At 38.8% G+C, this 16,382-nt stretch carries 15 protein-coding genes; all 15 read right to left on the bottom strand.

What is annotated here, in order from left to right:
• Nucleotides 1–133: 133 nt before the first annotated feature.
• Nucleotides 134–562 carry a GNAT family N-acetyltransferase gene (locus K7B67_RS06245; RefSeq protein WP_252179494.1) on the bottom strand — a complete coding sequence of 143 codons (429 nt, stop codon included), beginning with the start codon at nt 560–562 and terminating at the stop codon, nt 134–136.
• A 33-nt stretch (nt 563–595) separates the two neighbouring features.
• Entirely contained in the window at nt 596–1,849 is a 1,254-nt protein-coding gene (locus tag K7B67_RS06240) for an ISL3 family transposase (RefSeq protein ID WP_252176868.1), read from the bottom strand.
• Between the two features lie 451 nt (nt 1,850–2,300).
• On the bottom strand, nt 2,301–2,858 hold the full coding sequence (locus K7B67_RS06235; protein ID WP_252179493.1) for a hypothetical protein: 558 nt from the start codon (nt 2,856–2,858) through the stop codon (nt 2,301–2,303).
• Between the two features lie 26 nt (nt 2,859–2,884).
• Nucleotides 2,885–3,613, bottom strand: coding sequence for an SEC-C metal-binding domain-containing protein (locus K7B67_RS06230; RefSeq protein WP_252179492.1), 729 nt, complete (start codon nt 3,611–3,613; stop codon nt 2,885–2,887).
• 200 nt (nt 3,614–3,813) lie between these two features.
• A complete protein-coding gene (locus tag K7B67_RS06225; RefSeq protein ID WP_252179491.1) occupies nt 3,814–4,221 on the bottom strand; it encodes a hypothetical protein in 408 nt (135 codons plus the stop codon).
• Between the two features lie 147 nt (nt 4,222–4,368).
• Nucleotides 4,369–5,403, bottom strand: coding sequence for a nitronate monooxygenase (locus tag K7B67_RS06220; RefSeq protein ID WP_252179490.1), 1,035 nt, complete (start codon nt 5,401–5,403; stop codon nt 4,369–4,371).
• Between the two features lie 108 nt (nt 5,404–5,511).
• Nucleotides 5,512–5,760, bottom strand: coding sequence for a MarR family transcriptional regulator (locus K7B67_RS06215; protein WP_252179489.1), 249 nt, complete (start codon nt 5,758–5,760; stop codon nt 5,512–5,514).
• Between the two features lie 24 nt (nt 5,761–5,784).
• On the bottom strand, nt 5,785–6,084 hold the full coding sequence (locus tag K7B67_RS06210) for a hypothetical protein (protein WP_252179488.1): 300 nt from the start codon (nt 6,082–6,084) through the stop codon (nt 5,785–5,787).
• A gap of 90 nt (nt 6,085–6,174) precedes the next feature.
• Nucleotides 6,175–6,720, bottom strand: a complete 546-nt coding sequence (locus K7B67_RS06205; RefSeq protein WP_252179487.1) for a hypothetical protein — start codon at nt 6,718–6,720, stop codon at nt 6,175–6,177.
• A 403-nt stretch (nt 6,721–7,123) separates the two neighbouring features.
• Nucleotides 7,124–8,389 (bottom strand): hypothetical protein, encoded by a 1,266-nt coding sequence (locus K7B67_RS06200; RefSeq protein WP_252179486.1) that lies wholly within the window; start codon nt 8,387–8,389, stop codon nt 7,124–7,126.
• Nucleotides 8,386–9,609, bottom strand: coding sequence for a hypothetical protein (locus tag K7B67_RS06195; protein ID WP_252179485.1), 1,224 nt, complete (start codon nt 9,607–9,609; stop codon nt 8,386–8,388). Before K7B67_RS06195 ends, K7B67_RS06200 begins: the two co-directional genes overlap by 4 nt.
• A gap of 62 nt (nt 9,610–9,671) precedes the next feature.
• Nucleotides 9,672–12,662, bottom strand: coding sequence for an AAA domain-containing protein (locus K7B67_RS06190; protein ID WP_252179484.1), 2,991 nt, complete (start codon nt 12,660–12,662; stop codon nt 9,672–9,674).
• 10 nt (nt 12,663–12,672) lie between these two features.
• Nucleotides 12,673–13,503, bottom strand: a complete 831-nt coding sequence (locus K7B67_RS06185) for a protein kinase (RefSeq protein WP_252179483.1) — start codon at nt 13,501–13,503, stop codon at nt 12,673–12,675.
• Entirely contained in the window at nt 13,497–15,548 is a 2,052-nt protein-coding gene (locus tag K7B67_RS06180) for an NERD domain-containing protein kinase family protein (protein ID WP_252179482.1), read from the bottom strand. Before K7B67_RS06180 ends, K7B67_RS06185 begins: the two co-directional genes overlap by 7 nt.
• Nucleotides 15,549–15,684: 136 nt before the next feature.
• On the bottom strand, nt 15,685–16,323 hold the full coding sequence (locus tag K7B67_RS06175) for a LysE family transporter (RefSeq protein WP_252179481.1): 639 nt from the start codon (nt 16,321–16,323) through the stop codon (nt 15,685–15,687).
• Between the last annotated feature and the right edge of the window lie 59 nt (nt 16,324–16,382).

Here is a 16,382-nt window from a genome sequence, read left to right as displayed (position 1 = left end):
GTTAGAAAAGAAACATATATAGCTCATTAGCGTGGCTTGAGCATAATGCCGCGATAAACGGCGCGAGCTTGCGAGCGACCGGCGATCGGCAACCGTAGGCCGCATCCTTTAAAACCATTTGTTACATACGATTCTATGCGTAAATCAGTTTGGACATATAAAGTTCGTTAACGTAGTCACCATTTACTTTTAGTGACTTTCGTTTAACACCTTCGACTTCAAAGCCAAATGACTTATATAGCGAAATAGCCCTTGTGTTGTGCTCCATAACCGTTAGCTCAATTCTATGAATCCCATTTTCTTTTGCCCATAACTCAAGGCTTTTAAGGAGCGTTTTACCAAAACCTTTTCCAGTAAATTTTTGTAAAACTCCGATCACACAATAAACAGTATGCTTGTTTCTTGAAAGCTCATTGCCAATACCAACAGTAAATCCTGCTATTTCATCACTTCCAGAATCAATAGCAACAAGCATAGTTTTGGATTCTGAATCAGAAAAACCAGAAATTATATTACGCTGCTGTTCAATGGTTGTTTTTCTTTCATCGGGCTCATAAAGCATGAATTGTGTTTCAGAATCTAACTTTTTGCCTCGTCAGTAAAATCTGTGGGTCATTTCTGGTTCAGGCAGATGGCCCAGTGCATGATATAAAGCAATTTCTGCACATTTGTAGGTCCTAAAACCGTACGATTTTCTCGTAGTGAGTTTTACCTTGGTGTTCAGACCTTCAACAATTCCGCTGGAAAATGCCTTTTTTGCCTTGAACCAATTCAGAATCAACGGCCTGTGTCGTCGAACAGTTTTGGCTACTTTCTTCATGGGTTCTATCTTTGACCTCATGACTCTTGTGCACCACCGATCCAGATACTTCCCTGCCCAGTGTGGTGATATGTAGTCCCAGAACACTTGAAACTCTTCCTTGAGCAGATAAGCCCTGACACTTTTGAGGTTATACTGGAGTACCGTATTTAACTTGATCTCCTCTTTCTCGGTCAGGTTCTCCTTCCGTTTGAGGAGACACCAACGAGTCTTCTTCAAAACAGGCTCATAACCATCAGCCTGAAGCTGTTTTTGTTCTGATGCCCTGACCTCATCGATAGCTTTGTTCAGCATGGAGACAATATGAAATCGATCCAGAATATGCAGCGCCTGACTGGCAAACTCAGTGATTGCTTTTACGTAGGGCTTCCACATGTCAGAGCAGACATACTCCAATCGCTCACTACGTTCGGGGCCAAAGAAAGAGAAAAAGCTACGAATCGTCGCTTCTGTACGGTCCTTACCAACCCACAACAGCCGGGTACAACCACGATCAATCTGGTAAACCACTGTCAGGTATTTGTGCCCAACCTGGTAAGACACTTCATCAACCCCAATAGCCTTGATATGGTCGAGTGAGCGATTTGCTTTGCCCCACTCAACCATGTACTCCACAGCATGAAATACTTTTTCCCACGAAGTATTGAAAGTACTGGCAACCTCCTTCCAGGAAAGTTTTCTGGCCCAGTTTGCCAGGAATTGCATGTAGACTTTGGTCAGTTCCTTTTTACCTTCAGCCCATGGAACTTGCTCAACCTTTACGCCGCATGTCTTACATTCCACTCGGCGCATTCTATAGAGCAAGAAAACTCTGATTCCCCAGAGGGGAACAAACTCGAAACGGCGTTCAGTAAGGTGATCATAGCCTGGTGCTGGTTTTTGGCAGCCAGAGCAGAGAGCCCGACTGTTCTTCCTTGGAACCACGGTGACATTGAACACATCTTCACCCTGATAATTGCCGAATTGGACATCCTGATAAACAAATGACTTGAGTTTATGCACTTTATTTAGGATAGTTTTTATTAGCATCAGCGGTCTCTTCTGTTTTTTTGTCTGCTAACAAAAAACTACCAGAAATCAGCCGCTGGTGCTTCTACCTTTAAGTTTGATCATTCTTACCCGCGGATACCTCTTAAGAACTGGTTTGCTAACCTCAGGGCGCTGATAGCGTTGCAAACTGGTTTGCAGAGTCAGCGGTTTCCAATCCTTCATGTGCCGACTATTTGTTTCCAACTTAGAGGTTACTCTGTAGCTTTATCCTCACAGGCTGGCTGGTTTTACCCACAGATATCCCTGAAGAGCCAACTTTTTAAACATTGATAAAAGTTCTTCTGCGTCACTTACTATGGCATTTCTAATTTTCAATTTTTACTCCAATGTTGGTTTTACGTATAACGCGTACATGTGGGGAACCGTAGGCGACCCCAGGCTTGTTCAACAACCGGATAAGATTGCGGCTATGCACACCTATCCTTATTCGTTATGTGCTTAGTGCAAATATGCACTGCTCTCTTGTCAACCAAACCTCATCAAAGCTACTTTCTGAAAGATGTTCTTTGATAAATGTTTTATGAATTTCCTTTTTTCTTTGACCAATTTCTTTGGGGAGTATTTCGGTTTCCTGAAAAAAAACGTTTATTGGCTCTTCGGCCTCACAATCAGAGCGAGTAAAATCAAACCTTTCACCTCGATACGTAAGATAGCAATGAGCCTCAGGGATGTACTCAAAATCTGTATTGTCTAAAACAGTACCAACTCCAGGTGTATTTGACTCATTCATTGGATATATGCCAACTGTGAGTTGAACATTAAGATTTAATTCATCAGCAAGTGACTTCAAAAGAGCATGCTTTGTGCTGCAAGTTCCTCTATTCTCCACAAGAACAAGATTCCAATCGTCACTTTTGCTGGTACGCCCATAAGGGATTTTGTGGACATATACACAAGCTTTGTGAAAACTATTACAACCAAGTTCAACAAATGCTCTTGTTAGTTGCGTATCACTAGAAAATTTTTCTTTGGGTAATTCGATATTCATTGTTCACTCTTAGCACATAACACCTTCTAAACGTCATCGGATAAGCCATATTGATCTAAGTCTTCGCCAATTTTTTCAACTAGCTTGAATGGAATTCGGGATGATGACTCACAAACTTCAACACCAATGATTGTTACTTGGTGGACTAATAAATCTCCATAATCAAAGAGATAAAGAATCTGCCTACCTTCCTCAAAACCTAAGTCACGAATTTCAGCGGTAGATGCTGACTTAGTAGGTTTTCCAAGTCTTGAGACATAATGTTCACCATCAGGAGCAGCTGAATACTCCGTTTCTGAATCGTACAGTTCATTGGACAGATAAAATGAAAACATATGATCATTATCCCAACAAAAAGCATCCTGAATTTTCAAGTGAAGATCATATAATGTTTCTTTTCCTGAAACTACGAAGGTTCGAGAAATCTCGTTACTTACATCATGTAGCCAGTGCTCAGTTAACTGAACTTTAATTGTATATTTCTTTATTGGTTCATTGAAAACTTTCTTGGCCCCTTCTAAAGTGCTGGAAAAATTAAAGGCTCTTTTAATCTCATAATCTTTTTCAGGATTAAGAAAGCAACATTTTTTGTATTTTTTTCCGCTACCACAAAGACAGAGATCATTACGAGATATTTTTAACATGACGTCTTTCTCTGGTGTTGATTGATTGGAGAGGCATAACGCCTGCTTCAGACGCGCCGCCGATGGCGGCGTCGGGTGAAGAGACGAAGCCCCGGAACGAGCTGGCTGCATTTGTTAGGCATGTGCTGAGTATGGAGAATACGATTCAGCTAGGAGCCTGACCGAGAATAGCTGCCCTACTGCGGCGACAGCAAATTGGTCTAAAAACCCGCTTTTGTTCGTCAAATAGCTAGCTATTCTCCTCACAAAAACGAATTTTTATCCTCAATTTTCTGCCGTCCTCGCTACGGGCGCTATTCTCGGTCAGGCTCCTAGTAAATCTCAGCTTTCTCTATCCATTCTGGAATTCCTTCCTTGATGCTTTCTTTTAAATCTTCAAGATCATCTCTATCTATTAAATTTTTTTCGAGAAGGAATGAATAAAACTTTTTTAGGGATGCTGCATTACTTTTGATTGTCGAAGGACTAGCCCACATAGCTTTCCTAATAAACCAATACCCTAAAAACATGTCCACTCCATGGGCACCATTTTCTGGTTTTATAACATCTTCATATAAGAGATAGTGGTTTATATAAAAATCAATATTTTGCAAGTGTGTGCGAATAGTTTTGTCTGATAGCCGCGAGCTTTTTAGCCAGCCTTCAAACTCGTCAAGAAGCTTTTTATTTTCAGCTCTTACCTTTTCACACTCAGCTTCATATTTCTCATATTCGTCCATTACAAAATACCAAGGTTATATACTGTGTGCATAGTTTACCAGTATCAATAACTTTGCCAACACAAAAAAGCTAGAGATATTAAAGAAGCACCTGACGGTTGCAGCAAGGGTGGCAAACGCAGCGAGCCGTCCCTTTGACTGAACTTGTTAAATGCCGTTACCCCATAACTCTTCAGTTAATTTTGATGCAGAAATTTCTTTGCAGCCACTTCTATTTTCACCCGCCCATAGAGGAGTAAAATCAGAACAACCCAGAGTTTCTGCTTTTGATCTCAGAGGAGCAAGTGCAACTGAAGCATAAGGGAACTTCGGTGCCTTATCCGTAATAAAACCAAGATCTTTCATTATTTTATTGGTAATGCCTCTTGCCAACCGACCTGAAAATATATTTGTTAATGCGGTTGTCATACCTTTTGACTGTATCGCTTTTCTATGTAGCTCAGTTGTTTTTGCTTCATAACAAAGCAAATATGAAGTACCAACCTGAACGCCTGATGCGCCTAAACTTATCATTTCTTTAACATCAGTATTTGTTGCGATCCCGCCTGCCGCAACAAGAGGAATTGACAGTTCACTTTGCAAGCATTCTACAAGTTCTGAAGTTGCAATTTGGGTTGATGGGTTAGAGGTCATAAACATTCCTCTATGACCTCCTGCTTCACAACCTTGCGCAATAACTACATCTGCTCCATTTTCTTGCAACCACACACCTTCTTCTCTGGTTGTTGCAGAGGAAATGATAACTGTTCCCCAAGACTTTAATCTCTTAACCAATTCTTGGGATGGAAGACCAAAATGAAAGCTAATGATTGGTGGTTTATAAGGCTCTAATGCATCTGCAAGGTTTGAATCGAAAGGAACTCTCAAACCAGAAATATCTTCAGGGGGGGAGACTGAAAATAATTCATAATAGGAAGCAAACTGTTCTTCCCAAAGTTTAAGTGCTTTGTGATCGACAACAGGCATTTGATGGCAGAAGAAATTTAAGTTGTAATTCTTGCCTGAGTGTTTTTTGAAATTTTTGATTTCAGATAAGACCTGATCTTTAGTCAGCATTCCACAAGGAATTGAGCCAAGCCCTCCAGAATTTGATACAGCTACAGCTAATTCCCAGTTCTGCACTCCTGCCATAGGGGCTTGAATTATTGGCTTTTCCATTCCAAGAACACTGCATATTTTCATTTTTATTCTTCATTCTTTATTAACACTTAACGCCTGCGTGTGGGGCGCTGCTGCAAGCAGCTTGCTGCCAACACGACGCACTTGTTATGTAGCGGTGTAACTTTATGACTATTCCAGATATGGCAAATAATATATTGGAATTTCTACTTTCATGGTTCTTGGTTGGTGTGGCTTTTGGCTAATCAAGCCCAGCTTATGCAGTTTTATAACCATCTGATGGACTGTAGGTGCTGTGACCTTAAAATATTTCTGTAAATCAGACTCAGCAGGTGGGATACCATTAATTTTTGTAAAGTTGTAGATAAAAGACAGGTATTGCCCCTGAAGCTCTGTGAATTCTATCGGCTCTTGACTCATGAGAAAATTAATCTTCCTTTAAACTTACAAACGTTTACTGTTCCAGCTGCTTAAGTTTATATGAGCGAAATTGCCAGCGGCATTTTTAACCCTATCGCTGGAAAGGGTTTGACTGCAAAATGGACAATTATAAATTTCTAAAACTGTTTGCCAGATAGTGTCACCAACATTTTCGAGGTTGTGATTATCTTCCAAGTCTTCATCTATAGCTTCCCGTTCAATAATCAAGTTCCATACAGCTTCATCGCTGTTAATGATTGAATCTGAAAATACAATACTTACTCCATCTTTGGGTAAAAAGTCACATTCATGTATTTTATACACATTCACACCTTAATATCGATGTTAGGCTTGCAGCAAGGGTGGCGAACGCAGTGAGCCGTGTCTTTAACTGCACTTGTTATATGGCGGTTGTTAAATCTTAATTTCTTGTTTCTCTATTAATTCGGCTTTTACTTCCTCAAAGGATTGTTTAGTCACATCTTCAAACATCTCAGGTGGAACTAAAGAACTAAACACTCTTAGACGATACTCACCACCAACCCATAAAAGCTCATAATCCATTACATATCGTGGATCTTCACTAAAAATTGTACGTCTACCATTTATCATTAGTGACAAAAATAGAGGTAGACCTTCTTCAAGATCTTCAGGTAGCGCTAAATCATATAACATATTGCTGATAAAGCCATCTTCAAATTCACGACTCATCACTTCAGGGTAATTCCCAATGTTCCAGCACACCGATGCTATAGCAATGACAGCCTCGATATCTTCTTTCGAATCCCCAATCATGTCCAAGAGAGGGGAAGCATAATCCAGTAGAAGTGAGGAAAGCTTCTGTTTTCCAGAATCGTTATCATGCAACTCATACTGCACTGAATTTTTTGGTGCTTTTTGCTTCCGTTTCCGTTTTAGCTCTTTTTCCCTGCGTTTCTGACCTACAGATTTCTTAGCCAAAACAAACTCCATAAACACATTATAAAAGTTGAAGTCTATCAGATTTCACAGGCTTTCCCACAAACTAAAATTGACTATGCTGCCTAGAGGAGCCACATAACGCCTGATTCAGCCGCGCCGCCGACGGCGGCGGGTGGAGGGGCGGAGCCCCGGAACGAAAGGGTAGAATTTGATACCTATTGAGCCCTCTTCCCAGCTTATCGAGAAAGGCCGGGGATCAGTTTGAACACTGTTTCCTGATCCATTTTCGTGTTTTTCATGAAGAGGAAGTGTCGTTTGTTTAGTCCACTCCGGGTGCTTGCCGTATCACTCTATCATGGCACCCAAACCTCGTTCATCCTGAACAGAGTTTGGGTGCTCAGGATGAACGAGAGGGCTGTATGGATATCAATGCTTAGCTGCACTAGTATTTGGAGTAATAATCTTTAATGTATTTTCTTATTGGTGGGACAGCAACAGCAAGAAAAGTAATTATTGTAACTAAGGCTGTAGAAAACCAAAATAAGGAACCCATCTGATCGTTGTTTAGAGCAAAAATCGTTGCAAGTGAACTTGCAGGAAGAAGAAGAGCAGCAATAAGAGATATAAACATTAATACAGAATCATTGGTTTCCTGCTTCTCTTGTCGCCACAGAGCATAACTGTACTCTATTTCAGATAATGACTTTTCCTCTATTTTATCTAATTCTGCTTCATCACAAAGATATTGATAAAGCTTTTGTGCAAAAGGATATGTTGAGATATGTGAAATTCTATACTGACTACGAAACCTTGATATCTTTTTAAATAAAGCAGTTTTGCTTTTTTTACTTCCTAGAATCAGCTCATCTTTATAGTGGTTAAGCGAGATTCTTTGAAATATAACCATAGCGAACAAATCAAGATAGTAATGATACTCAAAAAGATTATACTGCAAAGATGAAACGCCTGGTGTTTGATCTAGAAATACAAAACGATTTAAATTGAATTGACAACACCAATCCTTCCAATGTGAAAACTGTCGATTCCTAAGCTTCCCTATCTCTTCATTTGAAAGGGTGTACCTTGGGTTAGATAAATCAATACCTGCACTTAATTGGCTTATACATAATTTATCATAAGAAAGCTCACCTTCCGATTTGATCCAGCTACAGTTGATAAGCTCATGCCCAAAAACATCATTACTATAGTAATCATCATTTTCAAGAGAAATAGTTAAGATTTTACAAATATGTTCGTAAAGAGTACCAGAATCACCCGTCTTGTTTTTCCAGTTAGTGCAATGGCTATTTTTAGTTTTTGGCTGCCAACTAAATGCGGAACGGTTAATCGATGAAATAGCACTACCTTCATAATTTAAAGATGAATTCACGTGAAAATAAAGTAAGCATACGTCGTTTATAACCAATAACTGAAGCCTTTCTAAAGTAATTTGATATTGATCAGTGGAACAGTGTAGTTGCCCTAAGCTTGATGAATCCATCTTTAAAAAATACCTACCACCATCTAATGGACGAAGCTTTTCTGCACTTGGGCGAGTATAAAAGCGTCTTATATCTTTTATCTGTTCTGGCGATAGATTGGAAGTCCAATGTTTCCAAGGCTGAGCTGATAAGATCTTCTTAATCTGATCTTTTGATAACATAAGTGGCAAGAATCCCCACCCCACCCATTTGTAAGCATTCATCATACTACTTCCTTGGAGTTCTCTGGTAACGACGATGCAAGCCTCTTTATATTATATTTATCACAGAGATTTTTTATCACTAAAAGTTGTTCGTGGCTATATACTTTTGAAATATATCCGCGAATATTTTTATCCACTCTTTCTTTGTACGGAATTTTTCGGTAGCTCTCACAGGTATCCTGAAAATCTCGTAACAAGGAAGCTTCGTGCATCAAAGTTTCATTAACAAGTTCATAACGGGCAGTATAGCCATTCCATACGCTCACAGGATTTGCCTTGTGATGCGCTGTACCGCACATAAGAATAGCCTGATGACCAGACTCAACTCTTTTTTGTAGCCAAGTATTGCTAGCGTTCTTAATGCGTATTATTGGAAGCCCAAATTTATCCAATTTTATCTCTGAATGGTTGACACCATCTCTATCTAATTGATCGATTAAGATCTCCATCATTCGACTTGAATCAACCTTTCTAATCATTGGCAGAATCTCTTCAGCCTTGTATTCAAGGCAGTTTTTTCCGAAAGCGACTATTGCTCTTTCTACTTTATCCTCGCCTACTAAAAAAAGCTTTGTTTGAAGATAACCTGATGAATAATTTTTTATTTCCTCAAATGAAATAGCTTCATCAGTTATGTTTAACCCCCTCTTTGATTGGATTTTTTCCAGATCCATACCTGAAAGACTGACTATTTGTTTTTCTTCTAAAATCTGACTATTTCTTAAAAACTTGCTTGTGCTCTCATTCCGCAATTCATTTAGATCTGTGTATACAAGCTCATAAGCTAATCTAGGGAGTAAGCGAGAAGATGTGGCGCAGTACCGAAATGACCTTTGCACTTTTCTTACTGGTACACCATGCTGTAAGCTCTCTAAGCCAAGGCTGGTCAGCCTAAATCCATCTTGCGTATAATCGATAAATGACCTCCCAGTCATTTCAGCTAAATGTTTTAGTACCAATTTCTCCGCCAATCCTGTTAAGAATACAATGGATTCAACTGAACTAATACCTTGTTCGATGAGTTTAAATAACATAATATCAGTGTCACTTAACTCCTCTCGGCTACGTTCTTTAACCAACATCTTAATATTCAATATTGGCAGCATGCAGTTTTTTGCGTAAAAAATCGTTTCCCCTGAAGCTAACTCATTATTGAGAACTTCAGAGTAACTATCCATAAGACTGAATCTATTTGGTTTTTTCTTTATCTTCTTGCTAGGCATTAAACTTCTCCAATTTATTCAGATTTCTTACTATTTTTTATTTTTTAGCTACCTTATGGAAATTATCTTTTAAAAAAAGAAGCATCAAGAAGAGCCTTTTTCTCAGCTGTTTTATTTTTCAACAAAGACATTGCTCTTTTAAATCCTACATCATGTGCACCTTCACGCTTTGACCCTTTCGTTAAGGTTCCGGAATCACCAATCATGATCAACTGCTTCTTGGCACGAGTCTGTGCAACATTAAGTCTTCGCCAGTCAGATAAAAAACCTACTTTTCCACGAGGATTGGAACGAGTAAATGTAAAAATTATCAGATCTCTTTCCTGTCCCTGGAAACTATCCACGGAGGCGACTAATTCATTTAACGGCATGGTTAATTCAAGAAGATTACCTTTCTTTTGTTCTCGTCGAATAGCTTTTTGGATAGCCTTAACATGATTTGCATAGGGAACAATAATTCCAATCTCTCTGCATTCAGCTAACTCAGGTAATTCTTTTATAGATTCTTCAAGAATATTGACGACAAGCTTTGTTTCGCAAACGTTGTCTTCTACAACAATCCTACCGTCTTGATCAAATGATAATTCAGTTTTGTTTGGCAGACGGTAGGTGTCTATCCAAATCATTGGTTGTGGGCAGAAGGAGAGTAGAGGCTTTTTCTTCTCCATTCCGGTTCCTGCATAGTACTGTCCATCGTAAAATGCTTCCGAGACAAAATCACTAATGATTGATGGACATCGAAATTGAGTGTCCAGCATAATTTTACGATCTTCAGGAGCATTTTCCCAGAGATGTTCAAACCAGCTCAAACGATAGAGATCTTTGTAGTCTTCAAAACCTTGGGATTCTATTTCTTCAAGGACTTCATCACTCACAACCGGGGGTAGCTGCTTGTGATCTCCGACAAGAATAGTCTTACTTGCCCTTGAAAGTGGTACGATTAAATTGTGCAATTGAATCTGACCGGATTCATCAACAATTACAACATCAAAGTCTAGCTCTCTGAATAGAGATTTAGTGTTAATACCAATACAAGTTGCTCCTACAACATTAACATTTTCGATAAGAATTTTATATAGTGCCTGCTGACGTTCATTTTTTAATTTATCAAACCAATGTGTCAGATTTTGTATAACGGCCATTAGCCTTTGAAGGCTATCTTCTAAATCTTTCAAGTCCTTTATTGATATGGGCTTTAAGTTTATGGCTGGAACATCTATTTCTTGTATTGGCAAATAAATTCCTGAAAAATAAAAATTTATTTTTCTGTTTATATCTTCAATTTGATCAGGTAGTTTTTTTGTTTGTTCTTCATGCTCAGTCAGAGTAGATCTTTTGGATAAGATTTCTGAGCTAACCTTAGACAACGATCTATAAGCTACATCTTTCTTTTTTCTCAATTGTTCTCGATTAGCCTTGTAATATATGTCTGATAAAAATTTTAAAATCGGCCAAGATTTCCCTTCAATATCAGATAGTTTTTTTTGTAACTTGCTTATTTCTTCGTCTAATAAAACTTGCCTGGATGTTAGTGTTGATAGCTCTGACTCAATTTTACTAATGGAAAAGAACAGTTTTTGATATTCTGAATCAAGATTATCTCTATGTGTCAGAAGAATGGATATTTGTTCTTTCTGGTTAATGATATTTTCAATTAGTTGCTTTTGCTTATTCAGCATACTTAGTTTTGCATCTGCATCAGCAAACATCTTATTTTGAAGCTCAGTTGCCTTGTTATCTAATGTAATAGCTTCTAGAGAAGAGCTTATTTTGTTTTCATTACCTATCCTAAGGCACTCAAAATCATCTTTTTCAGCTAGTCGTTCAAGTACATTATCAACCGCTTTATTATTTTGGGATGTGACCAATACGCGGTGTCCCTGCTGTGCAAAATACTTCACCCATTGCAGAATAACAGTAGTTTTACCTGTACCTGGAGGCCCAAGGACCAGAGTATAGTCATCACTTCCAGCACCACTGTTAATAGCTTTAACTTGTGAGGGAGTTGGAGGGAACTTACTAGGCGGAATAGGTACATTGACTGGTTTTAGTGGTTTATGTTCGTACTCTTCAGCAATAAGAGGAAGCAGCCAGGGGTTTTTAGAGGATTGATCTTTAAGTGAATCTACAACAGCATTTCGTACCTTACTCAGGGTTGGTAATGCAGCAATTCCGAGCATTCCCTCAGAGGGTATCTGTATGTCAGAAGTTTGTTTTTCAATACTTACATGAATAACAGGTTCTTTCGAAATCGGGTTTAGATCTACAACTTCTAGAAGTATATCAATTGGTTCTCTTTGTTCTGACAATACTAACAATAAACCAGGCTGTTCTTCGCATAATCTTTTATAGTCACTTTCATCGATGGTTATTTCATAGTGCAGTCGATACGTAGTTCTTTTACTTAGAGCCGTTATGAGTTTTGCTGAGAAAGGGGGGCACTGGAGAGCCTTTACTTGTTCAATCTCATGTTCAGCGTTAATAAAACTACGTAGCATGTTAACACTTTCATCCATTTCAACGCTTAATTCATCTACTGTACTTTCCTGGGTTGTTTTTTCTCCTCCTGCATTCCAGGGGGAGTTAATGATTTCAAGTAGCTCATTGGCATATTTTCCGGTACTATATCTATTACTCTGTTTTTCTAGTCCAGAGCCAAAATCTCGCCCCGTAATTACACTTACGCCCTCAAATGACACCAAAGAACCTCTTTCAAGCATTTCTTGGCGATCTCGGTTAGTTGCAAAGCTGATTTTACTTAGCCACAATCGTGAATTTCCATTGCTGCATCCAATGTTTACAATAATTTTATACTTACTAATTAGTAGAGATATTTTTACATCATCTCTACCTTTTGACTTAAATGAGCTGACCCAACCTTTAGTTGCACTTTTCAACTGACCAATAACCAGAGCTTGATTTGGACCATTATCAGGCCAGTTTTGATCAAGATAATTTCTGTCTTCTTTATAAAGAAGTGGAATTTCAGAATTATATTTTTCTACTTTCTGTTCTGGCCAAAACTGAAGGGATTTATTGATTATATTAGTCATCCATAACTCTCTATCTAATTATTCTGGATATTTGACGAAGCTGATTGGCAATCGTTTGAGCTTGCTGTGTTCTTGAGTGGGCTTTAAAAAGCAAACCTTTCCTAAGTAGTTCTTCTAGTTGATTAGGCAGTGATGAGAACTGTTTATTAAATTCTGATGCCCAATCGGTCATATCAAAATTTGGTTCTAGCTCTAAGTGGCTACCTGTAAAAATATACGTAAGTACCTGGCATAGTGAGAATACATCACTTGCCTCTGAAAGTCTGACATTTCTTGCATAACTCTGCTCTGGTGATCGAAAGTGGTACGAACCCTCCTCTGCTTCACGACTTTGATTGGACGATCCAAAATCAATGAGATACACATCGGCTACATTTCTTCCTGCAAATTGGAGAATAATATTTTCAGGTTTTATGTCTCTATGTAAAAGTCTAAAACGATGTAGTTGGTGTACTTTTCTGGCTATTTTCTCTGAAATTGTGATTTTTTGTTGTAATAAGATGGACGATTGTGTATTTGAATTTATGTATTCAGATAGTGGAGTTCCTTCGATCCAGTCCATTATCAAGAAGTGCTTATTCTCATCCTGCCAGTGATGGTGGCACTTTGCAGTTATGCCAAAAGGTAGTCGATTAAGCGCGACTATTTCATTTTTTATAGTTTTCTCCTGACGCCTATCATCAGCCTTAATGACTTTCATGCCATAGAAACTACTGGGTAAATGAGCATGCTTTACTTTGTAAAACGCGCGCCCAGTGGTTAGGTTTGAATAAATTACTTTATCAATTTTATAGCTGGCAACAGGCGACCTTACGCTGTTTCTGATAGCCAGTTCTACCATGATCTGAATACCTCGATGACTTCTTTAATGTCAGGCCTATGCCTTGCAATAGTGTGTAAGATTCGTTGTAAAAATTGAGCGTTTGATTTGTCGACACCTAAATCCTTACATAGGCTGTTCCAAAATATTGGTCGCCGACCTTTAGCAATTAATTCTTTGGATGAGTCCTTGAAAGGTAAGTGGCCACTGAGTAATTGGAAAGCAATCAACCCAAGACTATAGATGTCTGCTGAGTATGTGAGAGTTTGTCCCGGTTCATTTACTTCAGGTGCCTGATAGCGCTGCGCAAAAGTTCTTCTGGCATTGATTGGTAGGGTTGCTAAGGTTTCGAGCTGGCACAATTCGAAGTTGATTAGCATTGGTTTTCCATCATCACCAATTCTAATATTGTCCGGGTTAATCGCTCGATGAATGATGGCCGGTTCACCTACAGATTGGATACTTTCCAGAATTCTGGCCAGCGATACCAGCATTGAAATAATCTCTTGTCTGGATGTTTTTTTATTTGTCCATTCTGTCAGGTTTAATTCAGGAGCGGGTTCTAGAAATATGTAGAGATGATCTTCGGTGACTTCCTTGCCACAATAGTATTGGACTCCATGAAGTCTTTTCTTCCCCAGTCGGTTTAATATCTGCGCCTCTCTTCCCAAGCTTTGAATTTCAGCTTGTCTGTGGACACTACTTAAATGATCAAATGAAAAACATTTTGCCCATGAGAGCTCACTATCTTCCCAAGCTTCATAAACCTTGTAGTAATCAGTAGACTCTTTGATATTTTCAGTTTCACTGCACTGATAGTCTCCGACCCAATGCCTGTTTTTCTGTTGTATAGGAGGAGTACTAACAAGTAAATCCACTATGCGATTAATTTCAGATTCATCAAGCCTAGCTTTGAGCTTTTTTCCGAAGCGTTTTTTACAAAAACTAATTAAGGCTTCAGAAATATTCTTGTTCTCAGCAATGAGCACCTCACCCGCTTGTGTAAAAGGAGTATGGTATATTTCATCATTGTATATACATTTGACACTAGCGTTTGGCGATGTGAATACAACTATTCCTGTATTTTTTAGTAGGGGATCAAGAGCTTTAAGTGCTGGTAAGTCACCGAATCGTCTTAGCCCCTCTCGCAATTTATGAATGGGGTTTGGAAAAGAACGGGTGCCTCTATTGTTTGTAATATACAAACTTTGTCGTTTTGAGGTAGATACATCTATTTTTATATCACCGTGATGGTCTTTCAGTTCTAGAGGTATTACTCCATATGGATAGATCAGTAAACCATCAAACAGCCGTGAAGAGCTATCACTTAAGATAGGAGGGCATGAGACTATTCTGAACCCATCAAATTGCCTACAACTGAAAAGCGATGTTGCTAGTTCGGAAAGTCCTCGCCGCTCATGAAATCTATCCTCCTGCGGTCCTACAAATGGGTTATAGGGCCACTCAGAGCGTATATATGTCTGTGTTTTGCATACTGGAAATATTAGTGCAGACCAATCATTGTCTGCAACAGCAGGTAAAAACTGCCTATAAAGGTTGCCAGATCTCAGAGTGTGGTAATCTATTTCAGCTGCGCACAGTGTTGAAAAGTCTAAACCATCACTGGTTAACATTAGCAACTCTTCATCTTGAGGCTTCAAATGGCGTTCTTCTACTGAGGGGCATGATGGTTGTCCTAAAACTGCAGTAGGTTGACAGTGTATTGCGGAATCTGGATGTAGCGAGACCGATTTTGAAACACTAAACAATCTCAAATTCCCAACATGGTGGAAGATATAGCCAAAATCAGACTTAGTAATTACACCGAATGCAGCTTGAATATTTTCACTCTGAAAAAGAGTATGGATATGTTTAATTAAAGAAAAGGGATTAAACACTTCATTATCCTGCTGCTCATTTAGCCAGTTTCGCAGTATCAGAAGACCTTGGTTGACATCAGTTCCAGACACCATGTCAGCAAGAATAGCTTGGCAGCCTGTTTGATGTATCCATGTGAAGTCTCCAATATTCTCTTTCCCTAAAACGCTTTGAAAATGTAATTCCATAGTCTATTTATACACTCAGCCTCTATTTATTGTTAATTCCCTGTAGGCATCATCAAAGAATGTTGCTCTTCTGGTTTTAATCGTAAAAGTATTGTTTCCTATGCAAACGCAGTGAACACCCCTTTGACTGCACTTGTTAGCTGCTTGTGTGTGTGGCAACCTTAATACCAAAAGCGATTAAAGCACCGCCTACAAATTTCTCTATAGTATTTTTCGAGTCATTGAACATTTGAAGAAGCTTAGGCTGTGTAAAAAATACAGCTACGATAGTGAACCATATTAAGTGTGTTGCTGATATTATTGCACCATAAATTATTTGAATAACTATCGGTGTATCAGGGGTAACTATCTGGGTAAAGATACTCAGAAAGAAAATGGGGGCTTTTGGATTTAATACATTTGTTACAAAACCAATCTTAAATGCTGACAAAGAAGACATGGAACCTTTGGCTTGAGATAACTCTATATCATTACTCGATCTGAATGTTTGCCAGCCAATGTATATTAAATAGGCAGCTCCTGCATATTTCAGTACGGAAAACAAGACGATGGACTTCGAAATTATCACCGCAAGTCCAGCGATTGAATATGCAATATGAACCCATAATGCTGCACTAACACCCAGTGATGAAAATACCCCAGCTCTTCTGCTAAAGCAAATACTGTTTCGAGTAATCATTATAAAGTCTGCACCCGGACTTATCGCCATCAAAACTGCAATGACTGAAATAGAGATCAATTGGGGTAGATATTCGGACAAATTTATTATTTCCATTTTTTACTCCGATATTTGTTTTTACGGGTGCAGCTAACGCCAACTTCAACTGCGCCGCC

It is taken from the genome of Endozoicomonas sp. 4G (assembly GCF_023822025.1).
GTDB lineage: Bacteria > Pseudomonadota > Gammaproteobacteria > Pseudomonadales > Endozoicomonadaceae > Endozoicomonas_A.
Note: the sequence above shows the minus strand (reverse complement) of the source record. Positions and strands in the feature narration are given on the sequence as shown.